This is a genomic window from Streptomyces sp. NBC_00490, assembly GCF_036013645.1.
In the GTDB taxonomy this organism is placed as follows: Bacteria; Actinomycetota; Actinomycetes; order Streptomycetales; family Streptomycetaceae; genus Streptomyces; species Streptomyces canus_F.
On sequence record NZ_CP107869.1, the window covers coordinates 2,044,081 to 2,063,319 of the forward strand.

20 protein-coding genes are annotated in these 19,239 nt (G+C 72.3%); 13 read left to right on the forward strand and 7 right to left on the reverse strand.

Translation table 11 applies throughout. From position 1 onward, the window contains the following. On the reverse strand, nt 1-456 hold the full coding sequence (locus OG381_RS09115; protein ID WP_327715621.1) for an SRPBCC domain-containing protein: 456 nt from the start codon (nt 454-456) through the stop codon (nt 1-3). Nucleotides 457-517: 61 nt separating this feature from the next. Here OG381_RS09115 and OG381_RS09120 point away from each other — a divergent pair, with 61 nt between their 5' ends. Then, complete coding sequence (locus OG381_RS09120; protein ID WP_307033817.1) at nt 518-877, forward strand: DUF779 domain-containing protein; 360 nt, start codon at nt 518-520, stop codon at nt 875-877. 65 nt (nt 878-942) lie between these two features. Next, a complete protein-coding gene (locus tag OG381_RS09125) occupies nt 943-2,181 on the forward strand; it encodes a phosphodiester glycosidase family protein (protein WP_327715622.1) in 1,239 nt (412 codons plus the stop codon). A gap of 3 nt (nt 2,182-2,184) precedes the next feature. On the opposite strand, the gene OG381_RS09130 is transcribed toward OG381_RS09125, so the two are convergent. From OG381_RS09130 to OG381_RS09155, 6 genes are all read right to left on the reverse strand, one after another. Then, nucleotides 2,185-2,379: a hypothetical protein gene (locus OG381_RS09130; protein ID WP_327715623.1), complete on the reverse strand. Its 195-nt coding sequence runs from the start codon at nt 2,377-2,379 to the stop codon at nt 2,185-2,187. Nucleotides 2,380-2,490: 111 nt separating this feature from the next. Beyond that, on the reverse strand, nt 2,491-3,354 hold the full coding sequence (locus OG381_RS09135; protein WP_327715624.1) for a phosphatidylinositol-specific phospholipase C/glycerophosphodiester phosphodiesterase family protein: 864 nt from the start codon (nt 3,352-3,354) through the stop codon (nt 2,491-2,493). A gap of 172 nt (nt 3,355-3,526) precedes the next feature. Continuing rightward, a complete protein-coding gene (locus OG381_RS09140) occupies nt 3,527-4,600 on the reverse strand; it encodes an acyl-CoA dehydrogenase family protein (protein ID WP_327715625.1) in 1,074 nt (357 codons plus the stop codon). Beyond that, on the reverse strand, nt 4,597-5,778 hold the full coding sequence (locus OG381_RS09145) for an acyl-CoA dehydrogenase family protein (RefSeq protein ID WP_327715626.1): 1,182 nt from the start codon (nt 5,776-5,778) through the stop codon (nt 4,597-4,599). Before OG381_RS09145 ends, OG381_RS09140 begins: the two co-directional genes overlap by 4 nt. Then, nucleotides 5,775-6,752, reverse strand: coding sequence for an NADPH:quinone oxidoreductase family protein (locus tag OG381_RS09150; RefSeq protein WP_327715627.1), 978 nt, complete (start codon nt 6,750-6,752; stop codon nt 5,775-5,777). The genes OG381_RS09145 and OG381_RS09150 overlap by 4 nt, the downstream gene beginning before the upstream one ends. A 122-nt stretch (nt 6,753-6,874) precedes the next feature. Further along, nucleotides 6,875-7,447, reverse strand: a complete 573-nt coding sequence (locus OG381_RS09155) for a helix-turn-helix domain-containing protein (protein WP_307033802.1) — start codon at nt 7,445-7,447, stop codon at nt 6,875-6,877. A 65-nt stretch (nt 7,448-7,512) separates the two neighbouring features. Between OG381_RS09155 and OG381_RS09160 the strand changes: the two genes are divergently transcribed. The 11 genes from OG381_RS09160 to OG381_RS09210 all read left to right on the forward strand — a co-directional run bounded on the left by OG381_RS09160 (nt 7,513) and on the right by OG381_RS09210 (nt 19,222). Continuing rightward, nucleotides 7,513-8,439 (forward strand): NAD(P)/FAD-dependent oxidoreductase, encoded by a 927-nt coding sequence (locus OG381_RS09160; protein ID WP_327715628.1) that lies wholly within the window; start codon nt 7,513-7,515, stop codon nt 8,437-8,439. A gap of 88 nt (nt 8,440-8,527) precedes the next feature. Further along, nucleotides 8,528-10,066 carry an ATP-dependent DNA ligase gene (locus OG381_RS09165; protein WP_327715629.1) on the forward strand — a complete coding sequence of 513 codons (1,539 nt, stop codon included), beginning with the start codon at nt 8,528-8,530 and terminating at the stop codon, nt 10,064-10,066. 19 nt (nt 10,067-10,085) lie between these two features. Continuing rightward, nucleotides 10,086-10,547, forward strand: a complete 462-nt coding sequence (locus OG381_RS09170) for an NUDIX domain-containing protein (RefSeq protein WP_327715630.1) — start codon at nt 10,086-10,088, stop codon at nt 10,545-10,547. A 65-nt stretch (nt 10,548-10,612) separates the two neighbouring features. Next, nucleotides 10,613-11,998 (forward strand): NADP-dependent succinic semialdehyde dehydrogenase, encoded by a 1,386-nt coding sequence (locus OG381_RS09175; protein ID WP_327715631.1) that lies wholly within the window; start codon nt 10,613-10,615, stop codon nt 11,996-11,998. Nucleotides 11,999-12,023: 25 nt separating this feature from the next. Continuing rightward, nucleotides 12,024-12,260, forward strand: a complete 237-nt coding sequence (locus OG381_RS09180; RefSeq protein WP_234762360.1) for a DUF6213 family protein — start codon at nt 12,024-12,026, stop codon at nt 12,258-12,260. Between the two features lie 172 nt (nt 12,261-12,432). Continuing rightward, nucleotides 12,433-13,494 (forward strand): type III polyketide synthase, encoded by a 1,062-nt coding sequence (locus tag OG381_RS09185; RefSeq protein ID WP_327715633.1) that lies wholly within the window; start codon nt 12,433-12,435, stop codon nt 13,492-13,494. A gap of 1 nt (nt 13,495) precedes the next feature. Then, nucleotides 13,496-14,713 carry a cytochrome P450 gene (locus OG381_RS09190; RefSeq protein ID WP_327715634.1) on the forward strand — a complete coding sequence of 406 codons (1,218 nt, stop codon included), beginning with the start codon at nt 13,496-13,498 and terminating at the stop codon, nt 14,711-14,713. Beyond that, the gene (locus tag OG381_RS09195) at nt 14,710-15,231 is read left to right on the forward strand and encodes a cupin domain-containing protein (protein ID WP_327715635.1); all 522 of its coding nucleotides are present in this window, start codon (nt 14,710-14,712) and stop codon (nt 15,229-15,231) included. Before OG381_RS09190 ends, OG381_RS09195 begins: the two co-directional genes overlap by 4 nt. A gap of 87 nt (nt 15,232-15,318) precedes the next feature. Next, complete coding sequence (locus tag OG381_RS09200; protein ID WP_327715636.1) at nt 15,319-16,701, forward strand: hypothetical protein; 1,383 nt, start codon at nt 15,319-15,321, stop codon at nt 16,699-16,701. 65 nt (nt 16,702-16,766) lie between these two features. Beyond that, complete coding sequence (locus tag OG381_RS09205) at nt 16,767-17,993, forward strand: AAA family ATPase (RefSeq protein WP_327715637.1); 1,227 nt, start codon at nt 16,767-16,769, stop codon at nt 17,991-17,993. After that, nucleotides 17,990-19,222, forward strand: coding sequence for a vWA domain-containing protein (locus OG381_RS09210; RefSeq protein WP_327715638.1), 1,233 nt, complete (start codon nt 17,990-17,992; stop codon nt 19,220-19,222). The genes OG381_RS09205 and OG381_RS09210 overlap by 4 nt, the downstream gene beginning before the upstream one ends. The last annotated feature ends 17 nt before the right edge of the window (nt 19,223-19,239 follow it).

Here is a 19,239-nt window from a genome sequence, read left to right on the forward strand (position 1 = left end):
TCAGCCCTCGACCAGCCGCGCGAGATGGGCCAGCGCCATCCGCGTGCCCTCCTCGTTCTGGTCCGCCGGCACGGCGTCGGGAATCCCTTCGTGCAGGACGACGACCTCGGTCCCGCCCGCCACGTCGGTGAGCGTGGTCGTCATCGTCATCGTGCCGCGCAGGGCGGGGTCCCCGGTCTCGAACTCGAACTCCTCGACCACCCGCTCGTCCGGCACGAGCTCCAGGAAACGGCCGTGGTACGTGTCGGTGTGCGAACCGGACTTGCCGGTGCCGGTCGGCAGGTCATAGGTGAGCGAGATACGGAACGCGCCTCCCTCCCGGGCGTCGAAGGCGTGCACCTCGCTGCTCATCCCCTCGGGCACCCGCCACCTGGCGAGCGCGTCGGCGTCCACGAGCATCCGGTAGACGGCCGCACGCGGAGCGTTCACACGACAGGAGACACGGGTCGAGTACATGGCCCCACCCTGCTCCGGCGTGCAACCTTCTCGCAACGTGGCGCGTGCTGCGCTGGGGCGCATGTATGAGGAGACCCCCCGCGTCGAGCTCACCCCCGCGGCCGCCGATCTGCTGCGCCGGCTGCACGAGGTGCACGGTCCGCTGATGTTCCATCAGTCCGGCGGCTGCTGCGACGGCAGCGCCCCCATGTGCTACCCGGCGGGCGAGTTCCGCACCGGCGGCTCCGACGTGCTGCTCGCGGAGCTGGAGGTCGAGGGCGTCGGGGAGGCCGTGACGTTCTGGATGTCGCGCAGCCAGTTCGAGGTGTGGAGCCACACCCGGCTGATCGTCGACGTCGTCGAGGGGCGGGGCAGCGGCTTCTCGCTCGAAGCACCCGAAGGAGTGCGTTTCCTGATCCGTTCCCGTCTTCTCGGCTCCTAGACAGACTGCCGTCTGGTGCACTTCCTCTGAGTCCTGGGACAGTTGACGAGACCTCAGGGGGGACTGTGACGCGTCGTCAGAACAGGTTCCGAGCAGGCAGAGCGGTACTGACGTTTCTCACGGCATGCGGTGCGCTGGCCGGTGCGGTCCTGACGGGGGCGGCACCGGCCGGCGCCGCGCAGGACACCGCCCGGATCGCGCCGGGCGTCACGTACCGGCAGTACGACATCCAGGCGGCCAAGGGCCCCACGCGTGTTCATGTCCTCGCCGTCGACCTGCGCGATCCGCACGTCCGGCTCGACCTGCTGCATCCGGGAGCGGTCGCGGCGCGGGCGCCCGTCTCGCAACTGGCGGACACCCAGGGCGCGGTCGCGGGTGTCAACGGCGACTTCTTCAACATCACCGAGACCCAGCACCCCGGTGTCGAGGCGACCGGCGCGAGCGTGGGCCCGGCGATCGCGCACGGCCGCACGCTCAAGGCGGCGGTGCCCGACGGCCAGCGTTTCGGCCCCGCGATGCCCCCGGGCACCTCCACGAGGAACGTGCTCGGCATGGGGGTCGACCGACGGGTCCGGCTCGACAGCCTGTCCCTGACCGGATCCGTCCGCACTCCCGGGACGCGGCTGCCGCTGGGCGGGCTCAACCAGTACGCGCTGCCGGTGAACTCCGTCGGCGCCTTCACCAGCGCCTGGGGCAGCGCCTCCCGGGTGCGTGCCACCTGCGGCACGGACACCGACCGGGCCGCCCCGTGCAGCACGGACACCTACGAGGTGACGGTCCGCCGGGGCCAGGTCGTGGCGGCCGCCGACACCCCGGGCGGCGGCCCCGTCGCCGCGGACACCACCGTGCTCGTCGGCCGGGAGGAGGGCGCGCGGCAGTTACGGAAGCTCTCCGTGGGCGAGCACGTACAGGTCCGGCACGGCCTGGTCGCCGCCGCGTCCCGGATCCCGTACCGCTTCGCCATCGGCGGCTACCCGGTCCTCGACGACGGACAGCCGCTGCCCGGCCTCGACGGCACGACCGCGGCCGTGCGCACCGCCGTGGGAATCGCGGACGGCGGTCGGCGGGTGCTGCTGCTCGCGGTGGACGGCGCGGCCGCCTACCGCACGGGTCTGACCGTCGCCGAAGTGGCGGACACCATGAAGGGGCTGGGCTCGGTCGACGCCTTCAGCCTGGACGGCGGCGGATCGTCGACGCTGGTCGCCCGCGAGCCCGGGGCGGGTGCCGTGTCGGTGCGCAACCACCCCACCGGCGGCGCCGAACGCCCGGTACCGAACGGCATCGGGGTCTTCTCGACCGGATGAGCCTCAGGGCCGGAGGCTGCTGACGATGTCCGCCGTCGCCGTCAGGCCGCTGTGGATGGTCGGGGCGATGCTCGTACTGGCCATGTAGAAGCCGAGCAGTGCGCACACGAGTGCGTGCGAGACCTTCAGCCCTCCGTTGCGCAGGAAGATCACCGCCAGGACCAGCAGCAACATCACCACAGAGATGGAAATCGCCATCGTCGGCCTCCTCCGCCACGCCAGTACGCCCGGTTCACGGCGTTCGGGCGCAAGTGTGGCGTAGCGGAGGGTTCGTCCGGGCGGCTGACCTGTCCGCCGAACGTGTGGTGTCTACGCCGACCGGTGGGCGTCCAGGAAGGCTTCGAGGCCGGCGAGGTCGTCGGTGTTGAGGTAGTCGACGCCGGCGGCGAGCAGTTCGCCCCACAGCGCGTCACGGGCGGGACCCGCCAGGTCCGGCGTGGCCCAGAAGCGCACCTTCTGCCCGCGCGCATGGGCGGCCCGGACGATGCCGCGCAGCTTCTGCCGCTCGGCGTCGGGGAAGGCTCCCACGCCCTGCCAGGTGAAGTTGAGCGTCCAGTTGTCGCTGATCAGCGAGATGAGGGAGGCGGGCGCCGGGCCGCCGAGGTCGGCGAGGCGGCCGTCGTAGAAGGCCCGTCGTACGGTCTGTGCCTCCATGGGCGCGCGGGCGGCTCGGTCGCCGGAGACGACGGCGGTGACCGGGCCGGTGAGGACCCGGCCGCGGGCGTACGTGGTGAACAGGTGCTTGTAGCGGCGCAGATGCCGGTCGAGTTCGAGGTACGTCGAGGAGCCCTCGGTCTTGATGTCGATGAGCAGTTGGAGGGGCTTGCGGTGACCCCGGTACACCGAGCCGTGGTTGGCCCTCACGCGGGCGGCCAGCGGGTCGAGGTAGAGGGACTCCAGGGTGCGGGCCGGGTCGAGGTCGTCCGCGGTGTGGCCGATGAGGAGCTGGTCGCCGACGAGGAAGATGTCGGCCTCGACGCTGCCGAAGCGGTGGTCGAGGGCGTCGAGGAGGGGGCGGGGGTGCTCGTAGTCGTTGTGGGCGTGGGCCCGCCACAACGGCCGCGGGCGGTGCCGCTGTTGGCCCGCGAACGCGTCGGTGGCGGGCAGCGCGACGGCGTCCGCGAGGGCGGCGCCGAGGGTGGTGAGGGCTCTGCGACGGGTGGTGAGGGCCATGCCTGCCTCCCCTTGAGGGCGGTACGGGACACCGGCGAGTATGGGGTCGCCGGTCCCTCAAAGGGCATGCTCGTGACAGGAGTTGGCCGGACTGCCGCCGTCTGTTCATCGCCTCCGCGCGGGGCGCACGAAAAAGCCCGCCCCAGGTGGGACGGGCTTTTCCTGGTGAACGTCAGGGGGCCTGGAGGTCCACGAGTTCGGCCAGTGCGGCACGGTGGGCGCCCGCGGTGCCGTAGGCGATGGAGTCGGCCTTCGCCCGCTTGAGGTACAGGTGGACCGGGTGCTCCCACGTCATACCGATGCCGGCGTGCAGCTGCAGGGCCTCCTCGGCGGCGTGCACGGCGACGGAGGCCGCGTAGGACTGGGCGACGGCGACCGCCACGTCGGCGTCCTCACCGCTCGCCAGCGCGTCGGCCGCGTTGCGCGCCGCGGCCCGCAGGTTCACGACCTCCAGCCACAGCTGGGCGAGCCGGTGCTTGAGCGCCTGGAACCCGCCGACGGACCGGTTGAACTGCTTGCGCTCCTTCAGGTAGCGCACGGTCTCGGTCAGCGTCCAGTCGGCGAGCCCGAGTTGCTCGGAGGCGAGCAGCCCGGCTCCGGACCGCAGCGCCCGTCGTACGGCGGGTTCGGCGTCGCCCAGGAGACGACCGGGCGCACCGTCCAGGGTCACGGTCGCGAGCGGCCGGGTCAGGTCCAGGGACACCTGCGGGGTGACGGTCGCGCTGGAGGCGTCCACCGCGTACAGCCCGCCGTCGTCCGCCGGGACCAGCAGCACGTCGGCGGCCGTGGCGTCCGCGATGCCGGTCAACTCTCCGTGCAGGGAACCGCCTTCATGGCGTACGACCTTGTAGGCGCCGCCCGCGGCGACGTGCAGCGAGACGGCGAGGGCGCCGATCCTCCGTCCCGACGCCAGCTCGGCGAGCAGGTCCTCGGTGCCGCAGGCCAGCAGCGCCTCGGTCGCGACGACGGCGCTGGTGAGGTACGGCACCGGGGCGACCGCGCGCCCCAACTCCTCCAGCACCACGGCGGCTTCGCGGTGCGTGGCACCCTGGCCGCCCTGCGCCTCCGGCACCAGGAGTCCGGCGAGGCCCATGCCGTCCGCGAGGGCCTTCCAGGCGGCGAGGTCGTGCGGGGCGTCGGACTCGGTGCGGGCGATGACGCCGGGGGCGTCGCAGTGGTCGGCGAGCAGGTCCCGTACGGCGGACCGCAGCGCGTCTTCCTCCTCCGAGTACAGCAGGTCGGTCATCGAGCCAGGTCCTTCCAGGCGACGTCCTTGTCGGTGCGCGGTTCCGAGGGCAGGCCCAGGACGCGCTCGGCGACGATGTTCAGCAGGACCTCGCTGGTCCCGCCCTCGATGCTGTTGCCCTTGGAGCGGAGGTAGCGGTAGCCGGCGTCGCGGCCGGTGAAGTCCACCATCTCGGGCCGGCGCATGGTCCAGTCGTCGTACAACAGGCCTTCCTCGCCGCGGAGTTCGACCTCCAGGCCGCTGATCTCCTGGTTGAGGCGGGCGAAGGCGAGCTTCATGCCGGCGCCCTCGGGGCCGGGCTGGCCCAGGGCGAGCTGCTGGCGCAGACGTTCGCCGGTGAGACGGGCGACCTCGGCCTCGACCCACAGCTTCAGCAGGCGCTGGTGCAGATCGTGGGTGCGCAGTTCGGGGCGCTCGCGCCAGGTCCTGGAGACCGGGCCGATCATGCCGCCCTCGCGGGGCAGCCGCATACCGCCGATGGCGACGCGCTCGTTGTTGAGCGTGGTCTGCGCGATCCGCCAGCCGTCGCCGATCTCGCCGAGGCGGCGGGAGTCGGGGATGCGGACGTCGGTGAGGAAGACCTCGTTGAACTCGGCCTCGCCGGTGATCTGGCGCAGCGGCCGCACATCGACGCCGGGGTCGGTCATGTCGCACAGGAAGTACGTGATGCCCGCGTGCTTGGGCACGTCCGGGTCGGTGCGGGCGATGAGGATGGCCCAACGGGCGTTGTGCGCGCTGGACGTCCACACCTTCTGGCCGTTCACCACCCACTCGTCGCCCTCATTGACGGCACGCGTACCGAGTCCGGCCAGGTCGGAGCCGGCGCCGGGCTCGCTGAAGAGCTGGCACCAGACCTCCTCGCCGGTCCACAGGGGGCGCAGGAAGCGCTGCTTCTGCTCGTCGGTGCCGTACTTGAGGATGGTCGGCGCGGCCATGCCGAGGCCGATGCCGTTGCGCCGCGGATCGTTGTCGGGGGCGCCCGCGGCCTCCAGCTCGGCGTCCACGACGGCCTGGAGGGAGCGCGCGGCGCCGAGTCCGCCGAGGCCCTCGGGGTAGTGCACCCATGCCAGGCCGGCGTCGAAGCGGGCCTTCAGGAAGTCGAGGCGGTCCGTGCCGGCCGGCGGGTGCGCGGCGAGCAATTGCGCTGTGCGGCGCTTGAGTTCGGCTGCGTCGGTCATGCGGCGGCTCCGTTCGGCAGAGACGGGACGACGGCGACCCGGCCCGTGGTGACCCCGGCACCGACCCGCTGGACCGCGGCCGCGGCCTCGCTCAGCGGCACCCGCTCGCTGACCAGCGGCTTGATGGCGCCCCGGGCGGCGAGTTCGGTGAGCTGCTCGTGGCAGTGCTGGACGAGCTTGGGGTTCTTGGTGTTGTACAGGCCCCAGTGCAGGCCGAGGATCGCGTAGTTCTTCACCAGCGCGTGGTTGAGGCCCGGGCTGGGGATGGTCCCGCTGGCGAAGCCGACGACGACGATCCGGCCCTCGAAGGCGACGACCTTGGTGGACTGCGTGTAGGCCTCGCCGCCGACCGGGTCGTAGATGACGTCGGCGCCCCGGCCGCCGGTGGCCTCCTTCACGGCGGCGATGACGTTCTCCGCGCGCCGGTCGATCACGACGTCGCAGCCCAGCTCCCGCGCCACCGCGGCCTTGTCGGCACCGCCCACGACACCGATCACGGTGGCGCCGGCCGCCTTCCCGAGCTGCACGGCGGCGCTGCCGACCCCACCGGCGGCGGCGTGGACGAGCAGCGTCTCACCGACCTCCAGACGGGCCCGCCGGTGCAGACCGAACCAGCCCGTCTGGTACCCGATGTGCAGCGCGGCGGCCTCCGCGTCGTCCAGCGACTCCGGCGCGGGCAGCAGCCCGGCGGCATCGGCGACGGCGTACTCGGCGAAACCGCCGTACGGCAGCGCGGGGTTGGCGAGCACGCGGCGCCCGTCCTCGGTCTCGCCGCAGATCTCCACGCCCGGCGTGAAGGGCAGCGGCGGCTGCACCTGGTAGTGGCCGCGGCACATCAGCACATCGGGGAAGTTGATGTTGGCGGCACGCACCTTCAGCAGGACCTGGCCGTCGCCGGGCGTCGGTGTCGCCACCTCCTCGAGGCGCATCACCTCGCTCGGCTCGCCGTTCTCGTGCACTTGCCATGCCTGCATGCGGTGCCTCCACGCGACTGCATCGTCTGACGGGGTCCACCGCATACTAAGCGGTCGCTTGCCCATCAGGGAACAGCCCGCCGCGGAACAGTAGCGGGCATCACGCCGGAGTCAGGCCGGCCTCATGACCTCCGGGGCTGCGCCCGTACGTGCATCCGCTCGCCCTGCGGACCGAACAGGCTCAGGAACTCCACCGGCCCCTCCCCCGTCGACCCGAACCAGTGCGGCACCCGCGTGTCGAACTCGGCCGCCTCCCCGGCCGCGAGCACCACGTCGTGCTCGCCCAGCACCATCCGCAGCCGGCCCGCCAGCACGTACAGCCACTCGTAGCCCTCATGGGTGCGCGGCTCGGGCTCCTCCCTGCCCTGCGGCACCAGCACCTTGTACGCCTGGAGCCCGCCGGGCTGCCGGGTGAGCGGCCAGTAGGTGCGCCCGTGCCGCACGAGCGGCTTGGACCGCACCCGCGGGTCCCCCACCGCGGGGGTCCCGATCAGCTCGTCGAGCGGCACCTGATGGGCCTGCGCGATCGGCAGCAGCAGCTCCAGGCTGGGCTTGCGCAGACCGGACTCCAGCCGGGACAAGGTGCTCACGGAGATCCCTGTCGACTCGGAGAGCGCCGCGAGCGTCACCTCCCGGTCCTTCCGGATCCGTCGCAGCCGGGGCCCGACCTCCGCGAGAACGTCATCGGTAGTCATGTCGCATATTGCAGAATCAGCAAAGAAGTTTGTCAATCCCGCATCCACGGGACGACCGTGTCGGCATGACGGAGACAAGCGAGACCTACGAAGTGATCGTGATCGGCGGCGGCGCGGCGGGCCTGTCCGCGGCTCTCGTCCTGGGCCGGGCCCGGCGCCGCACCCTCGTCATCGACGCGGGCGAGCCGCGCAACGCGCCCGCCGCGCACATGCAGGGCTATCTGACACGGGACGGCATGCCGCCCGCCGAGTTCCTGGCGCTCGGCCGGGAGGAGATCGCACGGTACGGCGTCGAGCTCGTGGCGGACCGCGCGCTGGATGTCACCGCCGACTTCACCGTGACGCTGGCGAGCGGCCGCACGGTCCGGGCCCGGCGCCTCGTGATCGCGACCGGCCTCAAGGACGAGCTCCCGCGCGTGCCCGGCGTCGCCGAGCGCTTCGGCCGGGACGTGCTGCACTGCCCGTACTGCCACGGCTGGGAGGTCCGCGACCAGGCCTTCGGCGTACTGGCGACCACCCCGCTGAGCGTCCACCAGGCGCTGATGGTGTCGCAGTGGTCGAAGGACGTGACGCTCTTCCTGCACGAGCTCGCGGAGACCGACCTGTCGGCCGACGACGTGCGCAGGCTCGCCGCCGCGAGCGTGAAGGTCGTGCCCGGCGAGGTCGCCGAGCTGGTAGTGGCCGAGGACCGCCTCACGGCCGTACGCCTGAAGGACGGCAGGACGTTGGCACGCGAGGTCGTCTTCACCGCCCCCCGGGCCGTCCCCCGGACGGATCTTCTCGCGCGGCTCGGCGCGCAGCTGGACGAGACCCCCTTCGGTTCGTACCCCGTCGTCGACCCGACCGGCCAGACCACCGTGCCCGGGGTCTGGGCTGCCGGCAACGCGATGGGCTTCGGCGAGCAGGTGATCAACGCGGCGGCGGGCGGCTACCGGGCCGGGGCCACGATCAATGGGGAGCTGCTGATGGCGGACCTCGACGCAAGGCCCTAGTGGCGCGACCAGCCACAACGCGTCCGCGGACAAAACGCAACCCGTCCTTCGCCGTGAAATCCAGCGAAGCGTGCCGCACCCTGGGTGCATGCTGCTTGCCCGGCTGGCCCAGGTGTCCCAGGAGGTCGCCGCGACCTCGGCGCGCTCGAAGAAGATCGCGCTGCTCGCCGAGCTGTTCCGGGAGGCCGAGCCGGACGACGTGCCGGTCGTGATCCCGTATCTGGCGGGACGGCTGCCGCAGGGGCGGCTCGGGGTGGGCTGGAAGGTGCTGAGCCGCCCGGTCGCCCCGGCCGCCGTGCCGAGCCTGGCCGTCCGTGACGTGGACGCCCTGTTCACCGAGCTCGGCAAGGTCTCGGGTACCGGCTCGCAGGCCGAACGGGCCCGGCTGGTCGGGGAGTTGATGGGCGCGGCCACCGAGGACGAGCAGCGGTTCCTGTTCGGGCTGATCAGCGGCGAGGTACGGCAGGGGGCGCTGGACGCGGTCGCCACGGAGGGGCTCGCGCAGGCGACACAGGCACCGCCGGCCGACGTCCGCCGGGCGGTGATGCTCGCGGGTTCCCTCCAGACGGTCGCCGAGGCCCTGCTCGCGGACGGCCCCGCCGCTCTGGAGCGCTTCCGGCTCACCGTCGGCCGCCCGGTCCTGCCGATGCTGGCGCACAGCGCGTCCTCGGTGGCCGAGGCGGTCGACAAGCTGGGCGCGTGCGTGGTCGAGGAGAAGCTGGACGGCATCCGGGTCCAGGTCCATCGCAGCGGCGCCGACGTACGGATCTACACCCGCACCCTCGACGAGATCACCGACCGGCTGCCCGAACTGACGGCTGCCGCACTGGCGTTGAGAGGCGAGCGTTTCATTCTGGACGGGGAGGTCATCTCCTTCGACGCGGAAGGACGACCGCGTTCCTTCCAGGAGACGGCCGGACGCGTCGGCTCCCGGGTGGACGTGACGACGGCCGCCGCCGAGGTCCCCGTCTCCCCCGTCTTCTTCGACGCCCTGTCCGTCGACGACCGCGACCTGCTGGACCTCCCCTTCACCGAACGGCACGCGGAGCTGGCGCGGCTGGTCCCCGAGCCGATGCGCGTGCGGAGGACGCCGGTGTCCGGCCCGGAGGACGCCGGCGCGGCCGAGGCCTTCCTCGCCGAGACGCTGGAGCGCGGCCACGAGGGCGTGGTGGTGAAGTCCCTCGACGCCCCGTACAGCGCGGGCCGCCGGGGCGCGTCCTGGCTGAAGGTCAAGCCCGTGCACACCCTCGACCTGGTGGTCCTGGCGGCCGAGTGGGGCCACGGCCGCCGCACGGGCAAGCTCTCCAACCTCCACCTCGGCGCCCGCACCGCCGACGGCGGCTTCGCGATGCTCGGCAAGACCTTCAAGGGCATGACCGACGCGATGCTGACCTGGCAGACCGAGCGGCTCCAGGAGCTGGCCGTCGACACGGACAGCTATGTGGTGACCGTACGCCCCGAACTGGTCGTGGAGATCGCCTACGACGGTCTCCAGAGGTCCACCCGCTACCCGGCCGGCGTCACGCTCCGTTTCGCCCGCGTGGTCCGCTACCGGGAGGACAAACGGCCGGAGGAGGCCGACACGGTGGAGACGCTGCTGGCCGCGCACCCGGGAGTCAAGCCGTGAGGCATCCGGGGGTGAGGTCATGAGGACGAGCGCCGGCCTGCTGTTGTTCCGGCACACTGACGGCGGCCTCGAGGTGTTGCTGGGCCATATGGGCGGCCCGTTCTTCGCGCGCCGCGACGCCGGGGCCTGGACGGTCCCGAAGGGCGAGTACGTAGCCGCCGAGGAGTCCGCCTGGGACGCCGCCCGGCGCGAGTTCCAGGAGGAGCTCGGCCTGCCGCCGCCCGACGGGGAGGCCGTGGCGCTGGGCGAGGTGAAGCAGACCAACGGCAAGGTCGTCACGGCGTGGGCGATCGAGGCGGACCTCGATCCGGCGACCGTCGTGCCGGGCACCTTCCGGATGGAGTGGCCGCCGAAGTCGGGCCAGGAGCAGGACTTCCCCGAACTGGACCGCGTCGCGTGGTTCGCCCTGGACCGGGCCCGGGCCGTGATCGTCACGGCGCAGACCACGTTTCTCGACCGGCTGGCGGAGCACTCGCCCTGACACGTTGCGGCGGGCGCCGCCGCGCGGGAAGGTCGAAACACAGTCCGCTGCCCAGGAGGTCGGTCATGCCCATCGCGACGGTGAACCCTGCGAACGGCGAGACGCTCAAGACATACGAGGCCATGGGCCCCGAGGAGATCGAGCGCAGGCTCCAGCTCGCGGAGGCCACGTTCCGCACCTACCGGACGACGCCCTTCGCCGAACGCGCCCGGCTGCTGCACCGGGCCGCCGGGCTGCTCGACGGGTTGCAGCCGGACATCGCCCGGATCATGACCACCGAGATGGGCAAGCCGATCAAGCAGGCCCGCGCGGAGGTCGCCAAGTGCGCCAAGGCGATGCGCTGGTACGCCGAGCACGCCGAGTCGCTGCTGGCCGACGAGGTGCCGGCCGACGACGACGTCAAGGACTCGGGCGCGTCCCGGGCCCACGTGCGCTACCGCCCCCTGGGCCCGGTGCTCGCGGTGATGCCGTGGAACTTCCCGCTCTGGCAGGTGATCCGGTTCGCCGCGCCCGCGCTCATGGCCGGCAACGTCGGTCTCCTCAAGCACGCCTCCAACGTCCCCCAGACCGCCCTCTTCCTGGAGGACCTCTTCCACCAGGCCGGCTACTCGGAGGGCACCTTCCAGACCCTCCTGATCGGCTCCGCCGAGGTCGAGGAGATCCTGCGGGACGAACGTGTCAAGGCGGCGACACTCACCGGCAGTGAGCCCGCCGGGCGGGCGGTCGCGTCGGTGTGCGGGGACATGGTGAAGAAGACCGTGCTGGAGCTCGGCGGCAGCGACCCGTACGTGGTCATGCCCTCCGCCGACATCGACCGGGCCGCCCGGATCGCGGTCACGGCACGTGTCCAGAACAACGGGCAGTCCTGCATCGCCGCCAAGCGGTTCATCGTCCACACGGACGTGTACGACGCCTTCGCCGAACGGTTCGTCGAGGGCATGAAGGCACTGAAGGTCGGCGATCCGCTGGAGGAGTCGACGGACGTCGGTCCGCTCTCGAGCGAGCGGGGGCGGGCCGATCTGGAGGAGCTCGTCGACGACGCCAGGCGCGGCGGCGCGAGCGTGCTGTGCGGCGGGGAGCGGCCCGACGGGGACGGCTGGTACTACCCGCCGACCGTGCTCGCCGACATCACCCGCGAGATGCGGATCCACCGCGAGGAGGCCTTCGGGCCGGTCGCCACGCTGTACCGCGCGGGCGACCTCGACGAGGCCCTGCTCATCGCCAACGACTCACCCTTCGGACTGAGTTCGAACGTGTGGACCCGGGACGAGGCCGAGGTCGACCGGTTCGCCCGGGATCTGGAGGCCGGCGGCGTGTTCTTCAACGGCATGACCGCCTCGCATCCGGCGTTCCCCTTCGGCGGGGTGAAGCGGTCCGGGTACGGGCGTGAGCTGTCCGGGCACGGAATCCGCGAGTTCTGCAACATCACGACGGTTTGGCACGGAGCGTGACGCTTGCGCGGCTAACATCCCCGATGTGAACCGCGAAGTGACTTTGCCTCTGATCGTCGATGACCGCGGGACCTTGCAGGTGGCTGCGGCCGATGTGAGCAAGCTTCTGCGGACCGTGGGTGGGCGGTGGCTGCATCTTGTCGAGGCCGGGGAGGACGGGCTCGACGAGGACACGGTGGCGGCGTTGACCATCGAGCTCGCGAAGCTTGCGGATCGTATCGATGTGGCGTGCATCGCGCACAGCAGCGGGAGTGCGCCGTAGGGGTTCCTGTTCGCTGCCGGGTGCGGGTTGTCGCTGGTTGCTCGCGCAGTTCCCCGCGCCCCTTCGGGGCGCGTCCGGTGATCGCGCGTTTGGCGTAGTCCCGCGCGAAGTCGTCGGAGTCTCAGGTGATCGTGGACTGGACCACTCCCTGAGGTGAAGGCAGGCACGGTTCATGGCGACGTTGTGCAGACCCTCGGTGTCCGTCCCGGAGTACGTGATCACGATGGAGGAGACGCTGGAGCTGGCTCGCTCCCGGCACTCCGACCATCCCCAACTGGCTCTGGCCCTCCGGCTGATCGAGAACACCGGGGTCCGCACCCGCCACATCGTGCAGCCCATCGAGGAGACGCTGAAGCACCCGGGCTTCGAGGATCGCAACAAGGTCTACGTGGCCGAGGCGAAGGCGCGGGTGCCGGCCGTGGTGCAGCGGGCGCTCGACGACGCCGGGGTTCTGACCAGCGACATCGATGTCATCATCTACGTGTCCTGCACGGGCTTCATGATGCCCTCGCTGACGGCCTGGCTGATCAACGAGATGGGCTTCGAGAGCACCACCCGGCAGCTCCCCATAGCCCAGCTGGGCTGCGCGGCCGGCGGGGCCGCGATCAACCGGGCGCACGACTTCTGCACGGCCTACCCCGAGGCCAACGCCCTCATCGTCGCCTGTGAGTTCTGCTCGCTGTGCTACCAGCCCACCGACCTCGGCATCGGGAACCTGCTCTCCAACGGGCTGTTCGGGGACGGGATCGCCGCCGCCGTGGTGCGCGGACGGGGCGGCGAGGGGATCTCGCTGGAGCGCAACGGGTCGTACCTGATCCCCAAGACCGAAGAGTGGATCATGTATGACGTCCGGGCCACCGGATTCCACTTCCAGCTGGACAAGCGGGTGCCGGCCACCATGGAGCCGCTCGCGCCCGCACTCCGGGACCTCGCGGGGCTGCACGGCTGGGACGCCGCCGACCTGGACTTCTACATCGTCCACGCGGGCGGACCCCGAATACTCGACGACCTCAGCACGTTCCTCCAGGTCGACCCGGACGCCTTCCGCTTCAGCCGGGCCACCCTCACCGAGTACGGCAACATCGCCAGCGCCGTCGTACTGGACGCGCTGCGCCGGCTGTTCGACGAGGGCGGCGCGCACGACCGGGCGCGCGGGCTGCTCGCCGGGTTCGGACCCGGCATCACCGCGGAAATGGCCCTGGGCCGCTGGCAGCGCTACGCAGAGACGGCATGACATGACCGAAGAGACGATCACCGAGATCCTGCCCCCCATCCGGCACTGGCCCGCGCTCGACCTGAACGGCGTGGACTTCGACCCGGTGCTCACCGAGCTGATGCGTGAGGGCCCCGTCACCCGGATCCAGCTGCCCAACGGCGAGGGCTGGGCCTGGCTGGTCACCCGGTACGAGGACGTACGGATGGTGACCAACGACCCCCGCTTCAGCCGCGAGGCCGTCATGGACCAGCCCGAGGTCACCCGGCTCGCCCCGCACTTCATCCCGGCCCGCGGCGCGGTGGGCTTCCTGGACCCGCCGGACCACACCCGGCTGCGCCGCTCGGTGGCCGCCGCGTTCACCGCGAAGGGCGTGGAGCGGATCCGCGAGAGATCCCGGCGGATGCTGGACGAACTGGTCGACGAACTGCTGCAGGACGGTCCGCCGGCCGATCTGACGGCCACCGTCCTGACGCCGTTCCCCATCGCGGTGATCTGCGAGCTGATGGGCGTCCCGGCCGCCGACCGGCACGGCATGCACACCTGGACCCAGCTGATCCTGTCCTCCTCGCACGGCAAGAACGTCAGCGAGAAGGCCAGGAACGAGATGGGCGCCTACTTCGCCGACCTCATCGGGCTCCGGGAGGGCAGCACCGGCGAGGACGTGGCGTCCCTGCTCGGGGCGGCCGTGGGGCGCGGTGAGGTGACCCTGGAGGAGGCGGTGGGCCTCGCGGTCCTGCTCCAGATCGGCGGCGAGGCGGTGACCAACAACAGCGGCCAGATGTTCTACCTGCTGCTCACCCGCCCGGACCTCGCCGACCGGCTGCGCACCGAACCGGACATCCGCCCCCGGGCCATCGACGAACTGCTGCGCTACATCCCGCACCGCAACGCGGTCGGTCTGTCCCGGATCGCCCTGGAGGACGTCGGGATCCAGGGCGTACGGATCCGGGCGGGCGACGCGGTCTACGTGTCGTACCTGTCCGCGAACCGCGACCCGGGTGTCTTCCCCTACCCGGAGACGATCGACTTCTCCCGCAGCCCCAACCCCCATGTGTCCTTCGGCTTCGGCCCGCACTACTGCCCCGGCGGCATGCTGGCCCGGCTGGAGTCCGAGCTGCTGGTCGACGCTCTGCTGGACCGTCTTCCGGGTCTGAGGCTGGCGGTGCCGCAGGAACAGGTGCCCTTCAGGAAGGGCGCGTTGATCCGTGGTCCCGAGTCCCTCCCGGTGACGTGGTGACGGCTACCGAAGGGCTCCTGGTGCCGCCGGGGCACGGCCGGGTCGTCCGGGCCCCGGCCCAGCACGTGACCTTCAAGGTGACGGGCTCGCACTCCCGGACGGCGTCCACCTTCGAGGTGATCGTGCCGCCCGGCTTCGATGTGGGCGCCCATGTGCACACCCGCAGCGAGGAGTTGTTCTACGTCCTCGAAGGCGAGCTGGACGTCCTCGCCTTCGAGCCGCTGATCCGCACCCCCGACAACTGGCAGCGCTGGGAGTCGAGTTCGGGCAGCCGGGTGGTGCGCGCGACGCCGGGGACGGTCGTCGTCGTACCGCCCGGCTGCCCTCACGCGTTCGCGAACCCGACGGACTCCCCCGCCAAGATGTTCTTCCAGGCGTCCCCGCCGCCGGACCACGAGCGGTACTTCGAGGAGCTCCTGGAGATCCTCGGCGACGGGGGCCCGCCGGACGACGCGGCGATCGAGGAACTGCGCGGACGGTACGACATCGAGCAGCTGACGCCGCTGAAACACCGTTGACACGGTGGGAGTTGAGGCTACGATCGGCTCGATGACCATTCACTCCGTTCACAGATTGGGGGACCCGTCCGCGCAAGGTGAGTGCTGATGCTCACTTCGCCCGTGACCGGGGATTCCCGCCTTTCCTTCTGGCTGCGCGTGCGCGAGTTCGCCGTGCCGCCGTCCATGATCGAGACCGCGACCGCTCGTCGCCTCGCCGGTGACTGGGGCGGTGCCTGTGCCGCCGCGGGGTTCGATGTCGATGTCCAGCCGCGTACCGTGGCGCGCGTCCATGGCGCGGAACTCGCCGCCCGGGTCCGGGCCGATCTCCGCCATCTGGCTCCCGATCTGCTGCGCTGGCACATGCCGAGGATCGCTCCCGACGGGCTGCTGCGCCCGGGCGTGACCCTCACGCTGGCCCGCTACGACCGTGCCGGCGAGCGTCCGGTACACCTCGTGGTGCGGACCCCGCCCGCCTGGGCGGATGCCGGGCAGCGGATCAGTCTCGCGCTGTGGGACGGCTCGCCCGGCTCCGGGGCCGGTGGTGGCCGCCATCCGCATCCCCCGCCCCACCGGCGCTACCGGCTCGACCTGCACCGTCATCTGTGGGACGCGCGCAGGGCCGATGAGCTGCGGGTCCGCTCAGGAGTCGACGACCCTCCCGTCACGGATCCGGCCGTCCTGCGGCTGGTTCCGACGGGGCGCCGCTGTGCCGTCGACAGGTGGGCTGCCGAGGCCGCGATCCTGCTCCGCGCCGAGGGCCGTTCCGGCGGTCGCGTGGTCGTGCGGTGCGGGGCCCGGCAGCGGCTGGCCCTCGACCTGGCCGCCGACCGGGACGGGCCGCCGCCGCCGGTGATGCGGATCACCGAGGCGTCCCGATCTGCCGGGGCCTCCGCGCTGCCGGTGCTGCCCGACGCGGCGACCTGGGTACTGCCCGACCTGGAGTTGCTGCGCGCCGGTGCGATCGAGGCCGGGCGGCTGCATCCGCTGGTCGCCCCCGCCCTCGTACCGGGACATGTGCCGGATGCCGCGGGCGCGGCGCCGGATCCGGCGGGACGGCCCCGGCTCGTCGACTGCCGGGGCGCCCTGCACCGGATCGGCCTGGTCGACGGGGTGCTGGCCCCGCTGGACCACGATCCGGACGAGGTCCGGCGGGAGGAACTGCTGGCCGCGCTGAGCGGCACGCCGTTGCCCTGTCTGCGGGTCATAGACGAGACGCACCGGCATCCGGAGTGCCTCGACGACGTCCGTGGACGCCTCGCCCACGGGGACGTCTCCGGTGCGCTGGCCGTCGTGGAGGGGCTGCTCGGCCCCGACGCGGTGCTGCGCGGCGGTGCGCTGCGGGACGAGCTGGAGGCGGCCGCACAACAGCGGATCGTCTACGGGCTGTTCAGGGCCGGCCTCATCGGCCCCGGGCCCCGTCGCCTCCCCCAGGACGAGCCTCGTCCGCGCGCCCATCGCTCGCACCCGCGCCTCGCCACCCGCGGCTGACCGTCGTACCCCCTTCCTCGCACCGCCTTTCTCGCACCTCTCCCTGCCACCCAAGGTGATGACCTATGACCACTTGCGCTCCCGTCTCCCAACTCGACGTCGCCAGTGACCTGTTGACCCTGCTGCGCGACACCACCACCGAGCCGCGCCCCGACATCCAGCTGGAGGCCCTGACCCTGGCCGTGGCCGCGGATCTGCCCGTGCTGCTGTGGGGCGAGCCCGGCATCGGCAAGACCGCGGCCCTGACCCAGCTCGCCACGGCCCTGGACCTGCCGCTGACCACCGTGATCGCCAGCGTGCACGAGCCCTCCGACTTCTCGGGGCTGCCCGTCGTGGGCGACGACCCCGCGGAACAGGGCGTCCCCATGGCCCCGCCGGACTGGGCCGTACGCCTGGTCCGGGCCGGCCGGGGCCTGCTCTTCCTGGACGAGCTGTCCACCGCGCCGCCCGCCGTGCAGGCCGCCCTGCTCCGGCTGGTGCTGGAGCGGCGGATCGGCGCCCTTCGACTGCCGCCCGGGGTCCGGATCGTGGCCGCCGCCAACCCGCGCTCCTCGGCGGCCGACGGCTGGGAGCTGAGCCCGCCGCTGGCCAACCGGTTCGTGCATCTGCAGTGGACCCACGACCACGAGGTCGTCGTACGCGGTCTCGGCGGGACCTGGCCCCGGGCGACGCTGCCTCGGCTCGCCCCGGAGAAGCTGCCGGAGGCCGTGGACTTCGCACGGCGTGCGGTGTGCGGGCTGCTCGCCGCCCGCCCCGCGCTCGTGCACCGGCTGCCGAACAGCGAGACCCGCCGGGGCGGCCCCTGGCCCTCGCCCCGCAGCTGGGACATGACGCTGAGCCTGATCGCCTTCGCGACCGCGGCCGGTTCCTCCCGGGATGTGCTGTCCCTGCTGGTCCGGGGGACCGTGGGCGACGGGCCGGGGCTCGAACTGCTGGCGAGCGTCGACCGGATGGATCTGCCCGACCCCGAACTGCTGCTCGCCGATCCGACGGGGGCGATGCTGCCCGAGCGGGGCGATCTGCGCCAGGCCGCGCTCGACGGGGTGGTGGCGGCGGTCCGCGCACGGCCGGACCGGGCCCGCTGGGACGCCGCGTGGGCGCTGCTGGTGCGCGCGGTGGAGACCGGGGCGCCGGACCTGGTGGTCGTGCCCGCGAGCACGCTCGCCTCGCTGCGGCAGGAGGACTGGGACGTGCCTGCGTCGATCGAGCAGCTCGCCGGGGTGGTGACCCTGTCCCGGCGGGCCGACGAGGCGGCGTCGCGCGCCAAGGCCGCGGTGAGGGCGGGTCGTTGAGCGGGGACGCGCGCGGGGCGCTGGACCTCGACAAGCTCTTCGCGGCCCGGCTCCAGGCCGCGCGGGCCCGGCCCTATCTCGCGACGGCCCTGTTCGCCCTGCACACCGTCGCGTCAGCACGGGTGCCGACCATGGCCGTCGACCGGCACTGGCGGTGCTATGTCTCACCGGGGTTCGTGGACCGGACACCCGTCGAGGAGCTGGCCGGGGTGTGGGTGCACGAGGTGTCGCACCTGCTGCGCGACCATCACGGGCGCGGGGACCGGGTGGCCCGGGAACGCGGGCTGACCGGAGCCGGGGAACGGCTGCGGATGAACATCGCCGCGGACTGCGAGATCAACGACGACGCCTTCGGCGACGGCCTGGTCCCGCCCGAGGGCGCGGTCCGCCCGGAGTCCCTGCGACTGCCCGCCGGACAGCTCATGGAGGACTACCTGCGCCAGTTCCGGCTCGGGCCGTTGACGCAGGATCTCTCCTGGCTGGACTGCGGCAGCGGCGCCGACGGACTGGACCGGGAGTGGGACCTGGGGCCGAAGGGCGCGCACGGCCTGAGCGAGCAGGAACGGGACGCGGTCCGGTTCCGGGTGGCCCAGGGCATCACCGCGCGTCCGGGGACGACCCCGCAGGGCTGGCAGCGGTGGGCGGAGGACGCGTTCCATCCGCCGCAGCAGTGGCGGGAGTTGCTGGGCGCGGCGGTCCGCTCGGCGGCATCAGGGCCCGGCGTGGGCGAGGACTACACGTACGGCCGCCCTTCGCGGCGCTCGGCCTCCGTGCCCGGTGCCGTGCTGCCGAGCCTGCGGCGCAGACCGCCCCGGGTCTGCGTGGTGATCGACACGTCCGGGTCGGTCAGCGATGCCGAGCTGGGCAGTGCGCTGCTGGAGGTCGCCGCCATCGCGCGTGCCGTGGGCGGCCGACGGGACCTGGTCTCGGTGCTGCCGTGCGACGCGGCGGCCCAGTTCATCCATCCGCTCTGCCGCGGCGAGGGCATCCCGCTGACGGGCGGCGGGGGCACGGATCTGCGGACGGGCTTCGCCAGGGCACTGCGGGCGCGTCCCAGGCCCGATGTCGTGGTGGTCCTGACGGACGGCCAGACACCCTGGCCGGACACCCGGCCACCGTGCCGGACGGTGGTGGGACTCTTCCCGCGGTCCGCTTCGTGGGACGAGGACGATCCCGACTACGTGCCGGACTCCCCGCCCGACTGGGCCCGGGTGGTGGAGATCGGGTAGGGGCGCCGGCTGCCGTG